At 38.9% G+C, this 17,638-nt stretch carries 15 protein-coding genes; 9 read left to right on the plus strand and 6 right to left on the minus strand.

The genetic code is table 11. The annotated features are described in order from the left end of the window. The first annotated feature begins 61 nt into the window (after positions 1-61). Positions 62-580, plus strand: coding sequence for a 50S ribosomal protein L9 (gene rplI / locus BUA72_RS16510; protein WP_047455495.1), 519 nt, complete (start codon positions 62-64; stop codon positions 578-580). Positions 581-771: 191 nt separating this feature from the next. Here rplI and BUA72_RS16515 read toward each other — a convergent pair whose 3' ends face one another. Beyond that, the gene (locus tag BUA72_RS16515; protein WP_228407904.1) at positions 772-1,677 is read right to left on the minus strand and encodes a helix-turn-helix domain-containing protein; all 906 of its coding nucleotides are present in this window, start codon (positions 1,675-1,677) and stop codon (positions 772-774) included. Positions 1,678-1,748: 71 nt separating this feature from the next. On the opposite strand from BUA72_RS16515, the gene BUA72_RS16520 reads away from it, so the two are divergent. The 4 genes from BUA72_RS16520 to BUA72_RS16535 all read left to right on the plus strand — a co-directional run bounded on the left by BUA72_RS16520 (position 1,749) and on the right by BUA72_RS16535 (position 7,384). After that, positions 1,749-3,050, plus strand: a complete 1,302-nt coding sequence (locus BUA72_RS16520; protein WP_228407905.1) for a TolC family protein — start codon at positions 1,749-1,751, stop codon at positions 3,048-3,050. Between the two features lie 5 nt (positions 3,051-3,055). Next, positions 3,056-4,102, plus strand: coding sequence for an HlyD family secretion protein (locus BUA72_RS16525; RefSeq protein WP_072923967.1), 1,047 nt, complete (start codon positions 3,056-3,058; stop codon positions 4,100-4,102). Between the two features lie 313 nt (positions 4,103-4,415). After that, positions 4,416-5,978, plus strand: coding sequence for an MFS transporter (locus tag BUA72_RS16530; RefSeq protein WP_047456076.1), 1,563 nt, complete (start codon positions 4,416-4,418; stop codon positions 5,976-5,978). A 20-nt stretch (positions 5,979-5,998) separates the two neighbouring features. Beyond that, the gene (locus tag BUA72_RS16535; protein WP_262484414.1) at positions 5,999-7,384 is read left to right on the plus strand and encodes an aldehyde dehydrogenase; all 1,386 of its coding nucleotides are present in this window, start codon (positions 5,999-6,001) and stop codon (positions 7,382-7,384) included. A gap of 33 nt (positions 7,385-7,417) precedes the next feature. Here the strand turns inward: BUA72_RS16535 and BUA72_RS16540 are convergent, their stop codons facing one another. After that, positions 7,418-7,990, minus strand: coding sequence for a thioredoxin family protein (locus tag BUA72_RS16540; RefSeq protein ID WP_072923972.1), 573 nt, complete (start codon positions 7,988-7,990; stop codon positions 7,418-7,420). A gap of 81 nt (positions 7,991-8,071) precedes the next feature. Here BUA72_RS16540 and BUA72_RS16545 point away from each other — a divergent pair, with 81 nt between their 5' ends. The 4 genes from BUA72_RS16545 (at position 8,072) to BUA72_RS16560 (ending at position 11,424) form a co-directional block, all read left to right on the plus strand. Next, positions 8,072-8,956, plus strand: coding sequence for a lysophospholipid acyltransferase family protein (locus BUA72_RS16545; protein ID WP_047456078.1), 885 nt, complete (start codon positions 8,072-8,074; stop codon positions 8,954-8,956). Positions 8,957-8,962: 6 nt separating this feature from the next. Beyond that, entirely contained in the window at positions 8,963-9,943 is a 981-nt protein-coding gene (locus BUA72_RS16550) for a glycosyltransferase family 2 protein (protein ID WP_072923973.1), read from the plus strand. A 197-nt stretch (positions 9,944-10,140) separates the two neighbouring features. Then, the gene (locus tag BUA72_RS16555) at positions 10,141-10,698 is read left to right on the plus strand and encodes a 3'-5' exonuclease (protein WP_072923975.1); all 558 of its coding nucleotides are present in this window, start codon (positions 10,141-10,143) and stop codon (positions 10,696-10,698) included. Between the two features lie 3 nt (positions 10,699-10,701). Beyond that, the gene (locus BUA72_RS16560; RefSeq protein ID WP_072923976.1) at positions 10,702-11,424 is read left to right on the plus strand and encodes a T9SS type A sorting domain-containing protein; all 723 of its coding nucleotides are present in this window, start codon (positions 10,702-10,704) and stop codon (positions 11,422-11,424) included. A gap of 248 nt (positions 11,425-11,672) precedes the next feature. On the opposite strand, the gene apaG is transcribed toward BUA72_RS16560, so the two are convergent. From apaG to BUA72_RS16580, 4 genes are all read right to left on the minus strand, one after another. Next, the gene (apaG, locus tag BUA72_RS16565) at positions 11,673-12,047 is read right to left on the minus strand and encodes a Co2+/Mg2+ efflux protein ApaG (RefSeq protein WP_223607677.1); all 375 of its coding nucleotides are present in this window, start codon (positions 12,045-12,047) and stop codon (positions 11,673-11,675) included. A 93-nt stretch (positions 12,048-12,140) separates the two neighbouring features. After that, on the minus strand, positions 12,141-13,397 hold the full coding sequence (odhB, locus tag BUA72_RS16570; RefSeq protein ID WP_072923978.1) for a 2-oxoglutarate dehydrogenase complex dihydrolipoyllysine-residue succinyltransferase: 1,257 nt from the start codon (positions 13,395-13,397) through the stop codon (positions 12,141-12,143). 38 nt (positions 13,398-13,435) lie between these two features. Continuing rightward, positions 13,436-16,252: a 2-oxoglutarate dehydrogenase E1 component gene (locus BUA72_RS16575; RefSeq protein ID WP_034725339.1), complete on the minus strand. Its 2,817-nt coding sequence runs from the start codon at positions 16,250-16,252 to the stop codon at positions 13,436-13,438. 124 nt (positions 16,253-16,376) lie between these two features. Continuing rightward, positions 16,377-17,417 (minus strand): SRPBCC domain-containing protein, encoded by a 1,041-nt coding sequence (locus BUA72_RS16580; RefSeq protein WP_034725337.1) that lies wholly within the window; start codon positions 17,415-17,417, stop codon positions 16,377-16,379. Positions 17,418-17,638 lie beyond the last annotated feature (221 nt).

Here is a 17,638-nt window from a genome sequence, read left to right on the forward strand (position 1 = left end):
TGTAATGTCTTGGTTCTTGGCTCTTTAGTCTTGGTTCTAAAACTAAAAACGGACAACAACAATGGATATCATTCTAAAAAAAGACGTAGAAAACTTAGGACTTGAGTTTGATACAGTAAGCGTAAAGCCAGGTTATGCAAGAAACTTCTTACTTCCTCAAGGAATTGCTCTTTTAGCTACTCCTAAAAACAAAGCAGCTCTAGAAGCTACTTTAGAGGCTAGAAAAGAAGAAGAAGCTAAACTTATCGCTACAGCTAACGGTGTAGTAGATCAATTGAAGAAGACTTCTATCACTATTCCTGCAAAAGTAGGTTCTGGTGACAAGTTATTCGGATCTATCAACAATTCTGATCTTTCTGACGCTCTTGCTAAAGCTGGAGTTTCTGTAGAGAAGAAATACATCAAAATCCCAGGGAACACTATTAAAAGAACTGGTAAAGTTACTGCAAACATCAGACTTCACAGAAATGTTGAGTACAATTTCGAATTCGACATCGTATCTGATGCTCCGGTAGAAGCTCCTAAACCAGCTGCTCCTAAAGCTAAAGTAGTAGAAGAAACTCCTTCTGAAGAAGCATAAGCTTTAAAGAGATTTTCTCAAATATATTAACCACTTCGTTTGAAGTGGTTTTTTTGTTTTATGAGAAGCTTAATCCCGCTATCCACTCATACTCCCCGCGCAGCTGCTTAGCCAACGCTTACTGCGGGGTAACCGTTTCTATCGGGGCTAAGGTGGCGCGGATGGTAGGACTCCCGAAGCCACCAATACAATCACTCCCCTCCTCTCAATTTCTGCTGATACTCACTCGGCGGAATCCCAATTACTTTTTTAAATATGTTACTGAATGACGATAGGCTATTGTAACCTACCATCATGGCTATTTCGTACATATTGTATTTTCCTTCCATCATTAATTCCAGCGAGCGGGTAATCCTTAAAGCACGCAGGAAACGGACGTAATTCATGCCTAAAATCTCTTTAAACCTCCTGGAGAGGGTTCTGGTACTCATCCCGAATTCTTTTGCCGTAGATTCGATGGTAAGGGGCTTTTCAAGATTAGCGTGGATATACTTGGCAATCTTCAGAAGGGTCTCGTCTTTTGGAAACGGATGCTGAACGGGAAAAGCCAGCTTTTTGTCTCTTTTTTCAGGAAGAATTCCTTTTAATGCTTTGAGGAAAAAATATTTAGCGCTGTCATTTTTTGTGATTTTTCCATTCCAGTCTTTGGTATACAAAATCATTTCCCGGAGAAGATGACTGACGGAATAAATATTAATTTCATCAAAGAAGCCATTTTCGTTTTCTTCTTTTTTAAAATAAAAATTATAGAATTCCACATTCGGGCTGCTTGAAAAGATGTAATGAGGTGTTCCGGCCGGGATCCACATAAAGCATCTTGCCGGAAGATACCAGTGTTGGAGGTCTGTAAAAATATGGACTATTCCACCCTCTGCATAGACCATCTGGGCAGAACTGTGATGATGGATGTCCGTCGTTATGCCTCCTGTAAACACATTATAGACATAAAATTCTGCATCATCTTCTTCTACTGCTTTAAAATGGCTGTCGTTCATAGAATAAAGATAAGAAGAAAATTTCATATTGGCGTAAATGAGCAAATCTTTTTCTGCTTTAACAAATAGGGTCCGATCCAGTGCAGTGTAACTTTGCAGCATCAAAATCATTTCAGCAAAAATCCCTTACTTAAATTATGAATATGACATTTAACGCCTTCCAATACAGGTGTATGGCGTTGTCCTTACTGCTGACAGGCAGTTTTTTACACTCACAAATGAACGATTACCAGCATCTGAGCCTTCAACAGGCTATAGAGACCGGTTTAAAAAACAACAAGAGTATCCGCATCAGCCATTTAAAACAGGAAATGTCTGTTACAAAGGAGAAAGACCTCGCTATGGAAAAACTGCCGGATATTGAATTTCATACCAGCTACAATCAGGTAACCAATCTTTTCCAGCATCAGAATGGCTTTTTCAATAAGGCGACAAAATATGACATCATCAACGGAATGTATGATTTTACCCTTGCAGCATCCATTCCTGTGTATATGGGTGGAAAGATCAAGAATACAGAAAAAAAAGCAGCGATTGATACCGAAATTTCGGCTTTAAAAACCCATCAGGATGAAAGACAGCTGAAAATGGAGATCATTACAGCTTTTCTTCAGATTCATCATTTAAAAGAGCAGCAAAACCTGATCAACGATAAAATGAAGGAGGATTCCATCAACATCAAACAGGTGAAAGCTTTGAAAGCCAATGGTGTTGTTACAGTGAATGAAGTTCTGAGAACATCTTTACAGCTTTCAAACCATACAATGAGCTGGACAGAGCTGGATAACGATATCCAAATTGCAGAACATAAGCTTAAAACCATTCTTTCGCTTCCGGAAAACCAGGAAATGCACGCAGACACGGAAGATCTGATCTCCGACAAAGCTTCGGTTCCTTATATCGATGAGCTCACAGAAACGGCTTTACATCAAAATGAATCGGTAGAAATGACCCACAAAAACCTTTCGTTAAAACAATTAGATCAGAAGATCACGAAAGCGAATTATTTACCGAAAATTACAGCTGGTGGAGAATATTTTATAAAGTACCCGAATATGATGTTCTTTCCTCCCGAGCCTTATGCCTACCGCCTTGGAATGCTGGGTGTAAACCTTACCTATCCTATCGAAAACCTGTATAAAAACAAATACAAAATGCAGGAAGCCCGGGAAAATATTGATCTGGCCAAACTCCAGATCGAGGAAAACGATGAAAATGTACGCCATCATGTGTATGAAGCCTATAAAAAATTTGAAGAGACTGATCAGAAGGTTAAAATCGCAGAGGAAGCCATTGGTCAGGCCAAAGAAAACTATAGAATTGTAAAGACAAAATACGCCAATAAATTAAGTCTGATCACCGAACTTATCGATGCAGACAATGCTTATCTTGAGGCTGAATCCAATCTTATCTCCGTAAAAATCAACCGACAATTAAAATATTACCAACTCCAGTACACGATTGGAAACTTATAAAAACTATGGCAAAGAAACAACTGACACAAAAGGAAAAAAGAATCAACAAAACGATCACGCTGCTGGCCTGGATTCTGATCATCAGCGGAATCACGGGAATGGTAAGCTTCTTTCTTTTCTCAAGAAAAAATGTCACCACGAATGATGCCCAGATCGAGCAATATATTACGCCCGTTTCCAGCAAGGTTTCAGGGTTCATTAAAACGATACAGTTCGAAGAAAACCAGTTTGTCCGAAAAGGAGATACATTGATTGTCATAGACAACAGAGAGTTTGTCAACCAAGTGAAAATGGCGGAAGCAGGCCTTCATGCGAATGCTGAAAACATCACCACCATTGAAAGTGGTGTCAATACCAAAGAAAGTGATTCCAAAATCATCGATGCTAAAATTGCTTCAGCCAAAATTGATATATGGAGAACGGAACAGGATTTTAAGCGATACAAAAATTTAGTTTCAGAAGATGCCGCCACAGAACAGCAGTTTGAGAATGTAAAAGCTTCTTACGAACAGGCCAAAGCCAATCTTTTAGCCTTAGAACAGCAGAAAAATGCAGTGAGAGCCGGTGCCAATGAACAGCAGACAAAAGTAGCTCCTGTCAAAAGCCAGATCCAGCAGAGTTCTGCAAGTCTTAACAATGCTAAGCTTTTCCTTTCCTACACCGTAATTACAGCGCCCTATGATGGCTGGGTTGGAAAAAAGACCATCCAAGAAGGGCAGCTTATTAAAGAAGGCCAGGCTTTGGTGCAAATTGTGAGCAAAGAAAAATGGATCATTGCTAATTATAAAGAAACCCAGCTGGGACAGATCGACCCGAAACAGGAAGTTACAATCACGGCAGATGCTTATCCTGATATTGAATTCAAAGGAAAAGTCGTTTCCGTATCTCCCGCCTCAGGTTCACAGTTTTCCCTGGTAAAACCGGATAATGCCACCGGGAACTTCGTGAAAATTGAACAGCGGTTTCCTGTAAAAATTATTCTCGATAACAATCAAAATAACGAAAAACTACTTTCCGGGATGAATGTCCTTGTCAGTGCAAAAAAAATATAGTGATTTAGTGTGAATGTTAGAGAATGTAAGGGTGTGTGAGTTATTAGAGTTGAAGGATATTAATGCAGGAGAATACTTTAATAATGATCACATCCTAACATTTTTAAATGAACACACGATCAAATTCAACAAAACAGCCCATTAGATTTTTTCAGCGGAAAGACAGAACTGCAGCGACAGGCTTATGATGATTCATAAGTATTTGTCAATTTACCTTTTACTTTTTTTACACCCTGCTCTTTTGTCTTTCCGTGTTTTTTTCTCCCATCATCTCATCGCCAAATCAACACATCAAAGAATCATCTCATCAACCATGCAACATAATACAGTTTATCATAAATGGGTACCACAATGGCTGAAACTGCCTCTTCTGGTGCTGGCTCTTTTCCCTCACCTGATGCTGTTGTCGCTTTTGCATTCCAACAGCGCTTTCACGTCTTCGTTTATGGATGTAGATTCGGATGACATTCAGTATTTAATGATTTTAATGTATGGGACATTTGTGGTTACACTTTTAGTTTTACAGCGGTTTATGGCGTATTTCAGCGTGAAATATTATATCCTTCTGATGGCTTCTGTTTCCGTGATTATCCTGTATGCTTTATCGGTCACGAATAATTATCAGGTTATTCTGGTGATCCGTTTTCTCGAAGGGATTTTCGGGTTGTTCGAAGGCGCTATTTTTCTTCCGTTGATCATTGCCGAATTAAAAACAAAACACGCCAAGGTGATAGCTTATCTGTTCATGTACACCATCATGCTGACCGGCGGAACCATCACTACATCTTTACTGAAATCAAGTATTGAAGATTATGATTTCAAGCATATGATCCTGATGATGGCCTATTTTCACATCTTTGTCCTGATCATCGGAATCGCTCTTTTTAATACCAACAGATTTTTTCCTAAAATGCCACTCTATCAGCTCGATATTACAAGCTGGTTCCTCCTTTGGGCCTGTTTGCAGTCGGGAGGTTACGCTATTATTTACGGAAAAAGGCTGATGTGGCTGGAGTCCGACACGATTATCATGTGTTTTTTCATATTTCTGCTTTCCGGAGGATTATTTATGCTGAAGCAAAGGAATTCCAAAAGGCCACTTTTTCATTACGAAGTTTTCAGCTCAAAAAATGTCATTGCCGGAATGATTATGTTCTTTATTTTCTATCTGATCCGATCGGGTTTAAATAATGTATACAGCATTATGGCTACCGTCTGGAAATGGCCATGGGATTATATTGTCAATATTCAGTACTGGAATGTGGCCGGGACTTTATTGGGTGTTATCTTATCTGGAATTTGCCTGATGCGCGGTGTTTCTTCAAGAATTGTTTTCTTCACCGGATTTTTACTACTGGCCATCGATTGTGCATGGTTTACGTATACTTTTTATCCGGATACGACTCTTTCCACGATCTGTCCGCCTTTGTTTTTACAAGGAATCGCACAAGGTCTGCTGTTTACGCCGCTTGTTTTCTTTTTGATTTCCGGAATGCCTGAACAGTTTGTCGCCAATGCAACGGCCTTAGGAACCACTACCCGTTTCTGGACCACCGCCATCGGATATGCTTTAATGCAGAACCTGATGCTGTTTTTAACGTTAAAACATTCTGATACCTTAAGTTTCAATATGACTGATTCCAATCCTGTTTTCTACAGCCAGTGGAATCAGATATTCGGAGCTAATCTGTCTAAACTTCCGGTTAATGAATCCCTGTCTATGACTGCCGGTGCATTTAAAGCAAAAATAACCGCTCAGTCGATCCTTCTTTCCAATATGGAAATTTTCACCGGACTTTTCTGGCTGGCACTGATTACGGCTTTTGCTTTACTGTTGTATCATCCTGTGAAAATTGCGGTGAGGAATATTATGTAATCGTTTAGGCCGAAAATTTGCTGTACTTCCAGAAATTTGATTTTATGGACATTCAGGAAGTGGTATCCAACCAACAGGCTTTTTTCAAAACCCAGCAGACAAAGAGTCTTAAGTTCAGGAAAATGTATCTTGAAAAGCTCCGGGATATTATCCTAAGGAGTGAAGATCTTTTGTGCGAAGCTATTCATAAGGATTTTGGTAAGTCAAAATTTGATACGTTCACCACAGAACTTTCTTTCGTGCTGAATGACATTCATTATTATCTGAAGAATTTAAATTCCCTTTCAAAACCTAAAAAAGTCACTACCAATCTGTCTAATCAGATCGGGAAAAGCAATATTCATCCTGAACCGTTGGGCTGTGTTCTGGTTATTGGTGCTTGGAATTATCCTTATCAATTGTCTCTGTCTCCTATGATCGCTGCATTAGCTGCAGGAAACTGCTGTATTCTAAAGCCTAGTGAAATAGCAGAAAACACAATGAAAGTGATGGCCAAACTCATCAATGAGAACTTTCCACCCGAGTATTTATATGTCTACGAAGGAGGCATTGATGAAACCACTGAGCTTTTAAAACTGAAATTTGACAAAATATTTTTTACAGGAAGTACAAAAGTTGGAAAGATCGTGTACAAAGCTGCTGCAGAGCATTTAACACCTGTTGTTCTTGAATTGGGAGGAAAGTCTCCTGCAATCGTCACCAAAGATGCAGACCTTGAAGTCGCTGCCAAAAGAATCGTTTGGGGAAAATTCCTCAATGCAGGACAGACCTGTGTAGCTCCGGATTATCTGCTTGTAGAAGAATCCATTCATGAACAGTTTCTGGAAATGTTGAGAAAATATATCACGGAGTTCAAATACCAACCCGGTTCCGAACAGTATACAAGAATTATCAACCGCAAAAATTTTGACCGTCTCGTAAAACTTATCGACCAGAAGAACATTTATTTTGGAGGAAATTCAGACGAAACGAAACTGCATATTGAACCTACCATTCTGAACAACGTTAACTGGGAAGATGATGTCATGCAGGAAGAGATTTTCGGTCCGATACTTCCCGTGATCAGCTTTACCCATTTTAATCCGATTTTAAATACGATCCTGGAACATGAAAAACCACTTGCGGCCTATCTGTTCACCCGGAATGCTGAGGAAAAAGAAGCTTTTACTTCGAAATTATCCTTTGGTGGCGGATGTATCAATGATGTGATCATGCATTTGGGTAATGAAAGGTTACCTTTTGGAGGCGTTGGAGCTTCCGGTATCGGAAATTACCATGGAAAATATGGTTTCGAAGCTTTTTCACATCAGAAATCTATCCTTGAAAAAGCAACCTGGGGTGAACCTAGTATTAAATATCCTCCTTATTCTGAAAAGAAATTAAACTGGATCAAGAAACTATTGTAAATAAAAAAACCGGGAAATTTCCCGGTTGTATTTTTATGATTTAGGCGCCCACTGAGTAAAGAATTCTTTTACCTTTTCTTTGCTGTAGCCTTTACCTTCTTCCAGAACTGAGCTGTCTTTCAGTACATGAATCATTTTTCCGTTCTTATCCAAAACTATGAAAAAAGGATAACCCAGTTTTTCATTAACATCTACATATTTAGAAAAAACTTTTTCATTCTTATTCTCAGGAGAGAAATTCAAATGATAATAAACATAGTTCTTATCTACGGTTTCCTTCAATTCAGGGGTACTTTGAACAAAATTATTAAAACGGAGACACCAGATACACCAGTTTCCACCCGCCTGAATGATTATGTTTTTCCCTTCTTTTTTAGCTTTGGCAATTAATGTATTGATATCAGCCTCTGCATTGGCTTTCGGATCGTAAGGTTTTGGAAGTTTTGCCTTCTCCTCACCAGCTTTCTTCTTCGCATCCAGTTCTGCATGGTCAGTTTTCACCAAAAGGGCGTTATCTTTATTTCTTCCTTCCGGTACATTTTTGGTTTCCTGAGAAAAAGCAATGACGCTAAGTCCCAAAAAGGCTATGATTGACAATTTTTTCATAACATAAAAATAAAAAAAATTTATACTTATTGCAAGCAAAAATAGAACCATAATTTTATTATCACTAGATTTGCATGTTTTATGGATTTCCTGATCAAAATATTATATTTCATTTCAAAGCTTCCGCTCAAAGTATTGTATATTTTTTCGGACGTTATGTTCTTCCTGAACTACTATCTGGTAGGCTACCGAAAGAACGTTATTACCCAAAATCTAAGAAACTCTTTTCCTGAAAAATCGGAAGAAGAGATTAGAGCCATACGAAAGAAATTTTATCTTAACTTCTCAGATTATTTGGTAGAAACCATCAAATCGTTCAGTATTTCAGAAACAGAAGCCAGAGTCAGAATGCAGCACATCAATCAGGAGATTTTCCATGAAGCTAAAGCTGAAGGCAAAAATGTAATCATGCTGGCAGGACACGTTTTTAACTGGGAATGGATGAATGCTTTCGCAAGAGTGATTCCACAAAAACACTGTCATCCCGTATACAGAAAGGTCAACAGCGATTTCTGGGAAAACCAGATGAAAAGAGTCAGAAACAAGTTTGGAAATGAAGCTTTGGAAGCCAATGAAGTGATCATGAATATTTTCAGATCTAAAAACGATGGTGAATCAGCTTATATGTTCGTGGCAGACCAAACGCCCCATGTTGCTCATGTGAACTACGGATTGGAGTTCCTTCACCAGAGAACGCCAGCATTTATAGGCTATGATAAACTGGCTACCAGAATGGACCTTGCTTTTATTTATTGTGAAATGAAGAAAGTAAAGCGGGGCTATTACCAGGTCAACTACCATAGAATTTATCCGGATGGTGAAAAGTTTACAGAACATGAAGTGGTGAAAAAATTCCATCACCTTCTGGAAAATACACTTCGCAAGAACCCGGACAACTATCTTTGGTCCCACAGAAAATGGAAGTACCAAAGCTCGATTAAAACCTTTGATGGCGATAAAAAATAAATCCTGATGCCGAATAAATTAGCTGTTGCTATCTTAAACTGGAATGGAAAAAACTGGCTTGAGAAATTTCTTCCGAGCGTTGTCAGTTTTTCTCAAAATGCAGATGTCTATGTCATCGACAATCTTTCTACCGATGATTCAATAACCTATATACAGACTCATTTTCCTACTGTAAAAATCATTAAAAACACGCAGAACTATGGTTTTGCCGGTGGTTACAATGAAGGTTTAAAGGAAATCAAAAATGAATATTACTGTCTTCTCAATTCAGATGTAGAAGTTACAGAAAACTGGACAGTTCCGGTTCTGGAATTATTTGAAAAAGATCCTTCCATAGCAGCGATACAGCCTAAAATTTTATCTTTTAATCATAAAGGATTTTTTGAATTTGCCGGCGCTGCTGGTGGTCTTATTGATAATCTTGGTTATCCTTACTGCCGTGGACGTGTATTCGATGATGTGGAAGAAGATCAAGGGCAATATGATGATGAAACACAGATTTTCTGGGCTTCCGGATGCAGTTTCTTTATCCGTTCAAAAGACTTCTGGGAACAGAAAGGTTTTGATGAAAGGTTTTTTGCCCATCAGGAAGAAATTGACCTCTGCTGGAGACTGATTAATTCCGGGAGGAAAATTTTCTACACTGGAAAATCCAAAGTCTATCACGTAGGTGGCGGAACACTCAACAAACAAAGCGCTCAAAAAACGTATTTAAATATCCGCAACAACCTTTCCATGATGCTGAAAAATTTACCGTTTCCAAAACTGGTAGCGTTAATTTTCTTCAGACTTTGTTTAGACGGAATTGCCGGAATTTATTTCGGATTGAAAAACGGATTCCCTCACCTTTGGGCCGTTGTAAGAGCTCATTTTGGCTTTTATGCACAACTTCCGGGAACATGGAAGCTTCGCCAGAATCATCAGAAAAGCAAGTTCTATCAATCGAAATGGCTGATCTTTAGACATTTTTTGGGTGGAAGGAAGTAGGGATTAGGGATTAGGGATTAGGGATTAGGGATTAGGGATTAGGGATTAGGGAAATAAAGTACAAATATCTGACGTTTAAAGGACTATAGTATTTTATGTGAAAAATTCTTAACTTCAAAAAACTTTAAACTTTAAACCTTGAACTTTAAACATTAAATAAAACCAGCAACATATAACTCTTAACTCATCACTCAAAAATGGATTTCTGCGCAATAGATTTTGAAACGGCAACACACGAAAAAAATTCAGCGTGTGAAATGGGTATTTGTGTTGTTCAGGATTCCAAAATTGTGGAAACGAAGACATGGCTGATCAAACCACCAAGCTTTCCATACTTCAGTAGATTTAATATTGCTGTTCACGGAATTATCCCTGAAGATGTAAAGGATGCTCCTACTTTTGATGAGATCTGGTATGAAGCTGAAGAGATGATGTACGGATCGCTGATGATTGCTCACAATGCAAGCTTTGATGCGGGAGTTTTAAGAGGCTGTTTTGCCCATTACGGCATGTTTCCTCCAAAGCTGAATTATCTCTGCAGTATTCAGCTGGCCAAAAAATCATGGAATTATCTTCCAAAATACGGACTGAAACATCTGGCAGAACATCACCAGATCAATCTGAATCACCATCGCGCCGGAGATGATGCCGAAGCCTGTGCAAAGATTTCACTTCTGGCTTTTGAGAAATTAATTATCACCGAAAACGACGAGATCCATGAATCTTTCTTAAATAAATACATCAAAAAACTATAACCCATGAAAAAACTTTTACTTCCGGCTGTCATTATTGTCAGCACCTTATTCCAGGCACAAAGCTCGGAACTCATCAGTACAACATGGAATCTAAAGAAAGTAATTAAAAACAACATTACTTATGATCTTCCGCAGAATAGCGAAATAGGAACTCCCACACTAACCTTCACTCCTCCTCCCGGAGCTTCGGGAACATACGTCACCATGAACAGTCCTTTTTGTGGCACAAATGTTTGGGCAATGATTTATCTGATGGACATTCATCCAACCAATTTTACATTTTGGACCTATGGAGCAGGCCCCAATGAAACCTGTACACTCCCTGAAAATGTAAATTTCGCGAATCAATATTATCATTATTTTGCCTTTAATTCAGATAATCATAATTACGTAATTACCAGTTCAGGAAACACAAGAAATCTAGTGCTCACCAATAATCTGGGAGACAAAGCATTTTATGAAAGTGGTTTCTTAACCACCAAAGAACTGGATGCATCCAAAGTTGCATCAATAAAGATTTACCCCAATCCGGTTAAGGACAGTTTTCTTGAAATTAAAGGCGTTGAGCGTATTGAATGGACAAAAATTTATAACGCCGAAGGAAGACTCATTCAGCAGAATTCAACAGATTCCAGAATAGATGTTTCCGGCCTTTCAAAAGGAGGCTATTTCTTAGAAATCAAATCTCAGAAAGGAATAAGCAGACATCAATTTATCAGAGAATAATCCTAATTTTTTTGATATCAGATTTCAGACATCAGATTTCAGACTTTCAACTGGGATGAAGAATGTCAATGGTGAATTTTGCTTTGCAAGTGAATGGTGAATGTAGACTGGAGAATAAGAGTCAAGAAACAAGATTTTAGATCTCAGTCACAAGACAGCAAACAATAATTTATTAGCTTAATACTACCAACCAGCAACTAGCAACCAATAACTAGCAACAAAATTTACCCTGAAACTCTTAACTCAGCTTAATTGCTTAACACTTCAGACAACAGGTTGAACTTTGGGATCTCTATCTCAAAAGTTTCCTGCGTATCCATGTTTTTAACGAGGTATTTTCCGCTCATATTACCTACGCCGGACCGAAGCATTACATTGGAGAAATAAGCGAAATTTTCGCCTGTGGGAATTTCCGGTGTTAATCCGATTACACCATCGCCAATAATCTCTGTGTATCCAAAACCGACATCAAAGATGAGCCATTTTCTTTTAAGTACTTTAATGGGAAAGCTTCCGTCATTTTCTATTGTAATATTGTACTTAAAGACATAACGGTTTTCGGAAGGATAACTGTTTTTACTATCATATTCAGGTATTACTGAAACTTTGATATTGGAAGTCATTTTTGAGAACATCACCTTAGTTTTTATAACAGATACAAAAATCTCGCCTTTTTTAAGGCGAGATTGTAAGTTATCTTAAAATTTTATTAAATTTTATAGTCCAAGGCCTTTTCTTTCGTCGCCTCCCATTAAAATTTCAACAGGATTGTCGATACCTTCTTTTACCGCTACAAGGAATCCTACAGACTCTTTTCCGTCGATAATTCTGTGGTCATAAGACATCGCAACATACATCATTGGTCTGATCACAACCTGTCCGTCTACCGCTACCGGTCTCTGGATAATGTTGTGCATTCCAAGGATAGCAGACTGTGGAGGGTTGATGATCGGTGTAGACATCATAGATCCGAAAGTACCACCATTTGTAATCGTGAAAGTACCGCCAGTCATTTCATCAACCGTAATTTTACCGTCTCTTACTTTAGTTGCAAGATCTTTGATGTTCGCTTCAACTCCACTGAAAGACATATTTTCAGCATTTCTCAATACCGGAACCATTAATCCTTTAGGACCTGACACTGCAATTGAAATATCGCAGAAATCATAGTTGATTTTGAAGTCTCCGTCGATAGATGCATTCACATCCGGGTACATTTGTAATGCTCTTGTTACTGCTTTTGTAAAGAAAGACATAAAGCCTAATCCTACTCCGTGCTTCTGAGCAAATTCTTCTTTGTATAGTTTTCTTAATCTGAAAATTTCAGACATATCAACTTCGTTGAAAGTAGTCAACATCGCTGTTTCATTCTTTACAGAAACCAATCTTGAAGCGATTTTTCTTCTTAGAACTGAAAGTTTAGTTGTTGTCGTTGTACGTGCACCAGTTGCAGTAGAAGGTGTTCCACCTAAAGCAGGAACTGCAGCTAATTCTGCGTCTGTTTTAGTGATTCTTCCGTCTCTTCCGCTTCCTGAAACCTGTCCAGCCTCAACCCCTTTTTCATCAAGGATTTTTTTAGCTGCAGGAGATGGAGCTCCCGTTGCATACGTTTGTGGAGCCGCTACCGGAGCAGCTGGTTTTGGAGCTTCCTGTTTAGCAGGTTCAGCAGCTTTCGGAGCCTCTTCCTGTTTTGGAGCTTCAGCAGCAGGTGCGCTTCCGCCTGCAGGTCTTGGAGCATCCACATCAATTAAACAAACTACCTGGCCAACCTGTACTACATCACCCTCTTCTGCTTTTAACGTGATCACACCGCTTTGTTCTGCAGGTAATTCAAGAGTTGCTTTATCTGAGTCTACTTCTGCGATGGGCTGATCTTTTTCTACATAATCACCATCTTTCACAAGCCAAGTTGCAATTTCAACTTCTGTAATGGATTCTCCCGGTGAAGGAACTTTCATTTCTAAAACTGACATATTGAGTATTTTTTATTTTTTTAATTGGGTATTATTAATTACACGGTAACGGGTCTTTTTACAGGAGCATCATCTCTGTCGAAAACTCTGTTGATCACTGCATTCTGACTCTTTTCAAACATTTTGTGACTTCCCGGAGCCGGAGCACCGCTTGGTACCGGAGCTACCACCTGGATTCCTGTATCTCTGAAGTTTCTCAGGATATAAGACCATGCGCCCATGTTTTCAGGCTCTTCCTGAGCCCAGATCAGCTGTGTTCTACTGTCGTATTTGCTGAAGATAGCTTCTATTGCATCTGTCTGAAGCGGATATAACTGCTCGAATCTTACCAGTGCAATATTTTCACAGTTAAGTTCTTCTTTCTTCGCTAATAATTCGAAGTACAGTTTACCTGAACACAATACTAATTTTTCTACTTTTTTAGGATCTGCTGTAGGATCGTCCAATATCGGCTGGAATGAACCATTTGCGAAATCTTCCAGTGGAGAAACCACTTTAGGGTGTCGCAACAGAGATTTAGGGCTCATTACAATTAGCGGCTTTCTGAATGTCCATTTAAGCTGTCTTCTTAATAAGTGGAAATAGTTGGCTGGTGAAGTAACGTTGGCTACCACCATATTTTCGTTCGCACAAAGCGTTAAGAATCTTTCTAGTCTTGCTGAAGAATGTTCTGCTCCCTGACCTTCTGAACCGTGAGGCAACAGCATCACCAATCCGTCCTGGATTTTCCATTTCTCTTCTGCAGCAGCCAGATACTGGTCTACGATGATCTGAGCACCGTTCACAAAGTCTCCGAACTGAGCTTCCCAGATCGTCAAAGTATTAGGAGAAACCATAGCATATCCATAGTCGAAACCTAAAACTCCGTATTCTGAAAGGTGAGAGTTGAATACATCAAATCTGCTTTCTGATACATGTCTCAACGGGATATATTCTTCTTCCGTATCTTCTGTTTTCACTACTGCGTGTCTGTGAGAGAATGTTCCTCTTTCCACATCTTCTCCGGAGATTCTTACATTGTGACCTTCCACAAGAAGCGTAGCATATGCCAACCATTCTCCAAGAGCCCAGTCTAATGAATTTCCTTCAATAGCTTTAACACGGTTATCAAACAGTCTTGTAATTTTATTGATGAACTTTTTGTCTGCAGGAAGAGATGACATTTTAATGGCCAGTTCTTTAAGCTTCTCTAAGTCATATTTTGTATCTACAGGAATCTGAACTGCCCCTCTTTTCCCAATAGGATAATTGGTCCAGTCATCTGCCATGAACAGATCCATTACATTTTTCTCGATTTCTTTGGAAGCATCAAAGTCTTTATCTAAAAGCACTTTGAAATCTGATTCCATTTTCGCGATCACATCATTCGAAGTGATGCTGTCCTTAAGTAATTTATCTTTATAAATTTCTCTTGGGTTCGGGTGTTTTGAAATTAATTTATACAGATTAGGCTGTGTAAATCTAGGCTCATCACCTTCGTTGTGACCATATTTTCTGTATCCTAATAAATCGATATAAACGTCTTTTCCGAACTTCGCTCTGAAGTCTGCTGCAAAATGCATTGCATGAACTACCGCTTCAGCATCGTCAGCATTAACGTGCATTACCGGAGATTCCGTTACTTTTGCAATGTCTGTACAGTATGTTGAAGATCTTGCATCCGCATAGTTGGTGGTAAACGAAACCTGGTTGTTAACAACGATATGAACCGTTCCACCTGTTTTGTATCCTTCCAGCGTCATCATCTGAGCCACTTCATAAGCGATACCCTGGCCGGCAATAGCACCGTCACCGTGGATCACGATAGGAAGAATCTTAGAACCTTCTCCTTTGTATTTGTCATCTATCTTCGCACGGCAGATCCCTTCTACAAGAGCTGCTACGGTTTCAAGGTGAGATGGATTCGGGGTAAGGTTGATCGCTACTTCTTCTCCTGAAGCTGTTTTCACTATTTTAGATGATCCTAAGTGATATTTAACGTCACCAGAGAATACATCCTCTTCAAATTCTTTTCCTTCAAATTCTGAGAAGATCTGCTTGTAAGATTTCCCGAAGATGTTTGATAACACGTTCAGTCTACCTCTGTGAGCCATCCCAAGAACAACTTCGTCTACTCCTAACTGAGAAGATCTTGAGATCAACTGATCAAGTGCAGGGATTAATGTTTCACCTCCTTCCAGAGAGAATCTCTTCTGTCCTACGAACTTGGTGTGAAGGTAGTTTTCGAAAGCTACCGCCTGATTTAATTTCAGTAAAATCTCAGTTTTTTCGTTGGCAGAAAGACTTGGGTGATTTTCGTTCACCTGAAGCCATTTCTTGATGAAATCTTTTTCTTCAACGTTGTTGATATACGTATACTCTACCCCGATAGAATCGCAGTAGATGCTTTCTAAATGCTTGATCAGGTCCTGTAGTGTTGCAGGTTCTTTCATCCCTGTTTCAACAGCACAGTTGAATTTTGTATTTAAATCCTCCTTGCTAAGACCGAAGTTCTCGATGTCTAAAGTGGGCGTATAGTGTCTTCTTTCTCTAACCGGGTTTGTTTTTGTGAACAAGTGCCCTCTCGTTCTGTAAGCCTCAATAAGGTTTACTACCTTGAACTCTTTTTTGATGTGCTCAGGAACTTCTCCACCGGCTACTGCCTGAGAGATCTGCTGTACTGCCGGAGCAACGCTGGCCGGAGCCTGAATGTATTGAATGTTATCATCATCTCCATAGTTCTCCAAAGCGAAATCGAAACCTTGAAAAAAGGCTTTCCATGATGGCTCCAAAGAATCCGGGAATTTTAAGTATTGTTGGTATAAATCCTCAATTAACTGAGAATGAGCTGCGTTTAGGAATGAAAATCTGTCCATTATTACAGTTTATCTATTATTAAAATTTATTTGTAGAATTAATCTTCAAATTTAATAAAAAAAACCGAGTTAAGACAGCCTGAGACCGTTAAAAAAAATTAAGAAAAAAATAAATGAAAAAAAATTACTTAAACACTGATAATGAGAGCTTCATGTTCACCTCCTGTCCTTCTATTGGACGTTCAATAAAGGTTTGTCTGATATCTCCGAAGCGCATCTCGTCTTTTTTGGCCTTCTGAATCAGCTGCTGAACTGCCCTTATTCTGCCTTCATAATTTCCTTTATAGTAGATCACATAGTTTTGAGAAGGATTGATTGTACGGAAATTGAAATTATTATCCGTAACTCCAATCTTCTTGGAAAGTGGAATTCCCAAGAAGTAAGAAACCTCTTTGTCTTTATAGTTATCCGCATCCGTAATCAATACCGGAAAGCCGAATTCATCGTCTTTTTTACCAAGATCCATCGTGATATAATTGTAAATTTTACTGTAATTCATCACGATATTTTTATACAGCGCCTCCTTCTTGTTGGATGCACTGACATTGATACCCAAAATCAGCTTATCCTCTTCATTTTCTACCATCAGACTGTCATATTTGATGGAGGCCATCTGGTTATCTTTTTCCACTTTATTGCCCAGTACATTTTTCAGATTCACCATGCTTTTATTGATGTTTTCAGCAAACCGGTCTTCTGTCCAGAAATTTTCCACTCTCCTTAACACAGAAAGCTTAGGCGTATGTACGTTCCAGGTAATTTTCGTTTTTTCTGCAGACACCACTTTGAACTGAACATCAACAACCGTCGGGTTCTCATTTCTGTCCTCAAAAAGCTGATAACGCAGGCTTTTTTGCGGGTTCTCGTAACGGATGAACATTTCCCCGTCCGTATCGTTTTTAGGATCTACATAGCTGATGGCACCACCCTGACCTTCGTAAGGGGTGTAATAATCTATGTCAATAGACTGCGAACTCGTAAAAAAGTTGTTCCAGCGCGTAAAATGCTGAAGATTATTAAACTGGGCAAAGACTTTATCGATGGGATAATCGATCTCTTTTTCTATCTTAAAGTCCTTGTTTTCATCCACAAAATAATACATGGAAGCAGCATAAGCTCCTACCAGCAAAACAAGAATCACGGCTGTAATTTTAAAAAAACGCATCGCACAAAAGTAAGACAAATAAAAAAAGTGACCAATATGTTGATCACCCTAGTTTTATGTTTAACACTAATTAACCTGATAGAGGTTAAAGGTAAGAAGATAGATGTGGGAAGATGGAAGTTAATGTCCGGAACTTTATGGGTTGAAAGTCCTTTTCATAACTCATTAAATTTTATAGTTGGACAATCGCAAAGGCGCAGGAATTTATCTCCGATAAAATT

Source organism: Chryseobacterium sp. OV279, assembly GCF_900128945.1.
Classification (GTDB): Bacteria; Bacteroidota; Bacteroidia; order Flavobacteriales; family Weeksellaceae; genus Chryseobacterium.

Bases quoted from the DNA above. Each gene is read 5' to 3' on its own strand.
- rplI (WP_047455495.1), top strand. From the start codon at position 62: ATGGATATCATTCTAAAAAAAGACGTAGAAAACTTAGGACTTGAGTTT.
- BUA72_RS16515 (WP_228407904.1), bottom strand. From the start codon at position 1,677: ATGCTGCAAAGTTACACTGCACTGGATCGGACCCTATTTGTTAAAGCA.
- BUA72_RS16520 (WP_228407905.1), top strand. From the start codon at position 1,749: ATGGCGTTGTCCTTACTGCTGACAGGCAGTTTTTTACACTCACAAATG.
- BUA72_RS16525 (WP_072923967.1), top strand. From the start codon at position 3,056: ATGGCAAAGAAACAACTGACACAAAAGGAAAAAAGAATCAACAAAACG.
- BUA72_RS16530 (WP_047456076.1), top strand. From the start codon at position 4,416: ATGCAACATAATACAGTTTATCATAAATGGGTACCACAATGGCTGAAA.
- BUA72_RS16540 (WP_072923972.1), bottom strand. From the start codon at position 7,990: ATGAAAAAATTGTCAATCATAGCCTTTTTGGGACTTAGCGTCATTGCT.
- BUA72_RS16545 (WP_047456078.1), top strand. From the start codon at position 8,072: ATGGATTTCCTGATCAAAATATTATATTTCATTTCAAAGCTTCCGCTC.
- BUA72_RS16550 (WP_072923973.1), top strand. From the start codon at position 8,963: ATGCCGAATAAATTAGCTGTTGCTATCTTAAACTGGAATGGAAAAAAC.
- BUA72_RS16555 (WP_072923975.1), top strand. From the start codon at position 10,141: ATGGATTTCTGCGCAATAGATTTTGAAACGGCAACACACGAAAAAAAT.
- BUA72_RS16560 (WP_072923976.1), top strand. From the start codon at position 10,702: ATGAAAAAACTTTTACTTCCGGCTGTCATTATTGTCAGCACCTTATTC.
- apaG (WP_223607677.1), bottom strand. From the start codon at position 12,047: ATGACTTCCAATATCAAAGTTTCAGTAATACCTGAATATGATAGTAAA.
- odhB (WP_072923978.1), bottom strand. From the start codon at position 13,397: ATGTCAGTTTTAGAAATGAAAGTTCCTTCACCGGGAGAATCCATTACA.
- BUA72_RS16575 (WP_034725339.1), bottom strand. From the start codon at position 16,252: ATGGACAGATTTTCATTCCTAAACGCAGCTCATTCTCAGTTAATTGAG.
- BUA72_RS16580 (WP_034725337.1), bottom strand. From the start codon at position 17,417: ATGCGTTTTTTTAAAATTACAGCCGTGATTCTTGTTTTGCTGGTAGGA.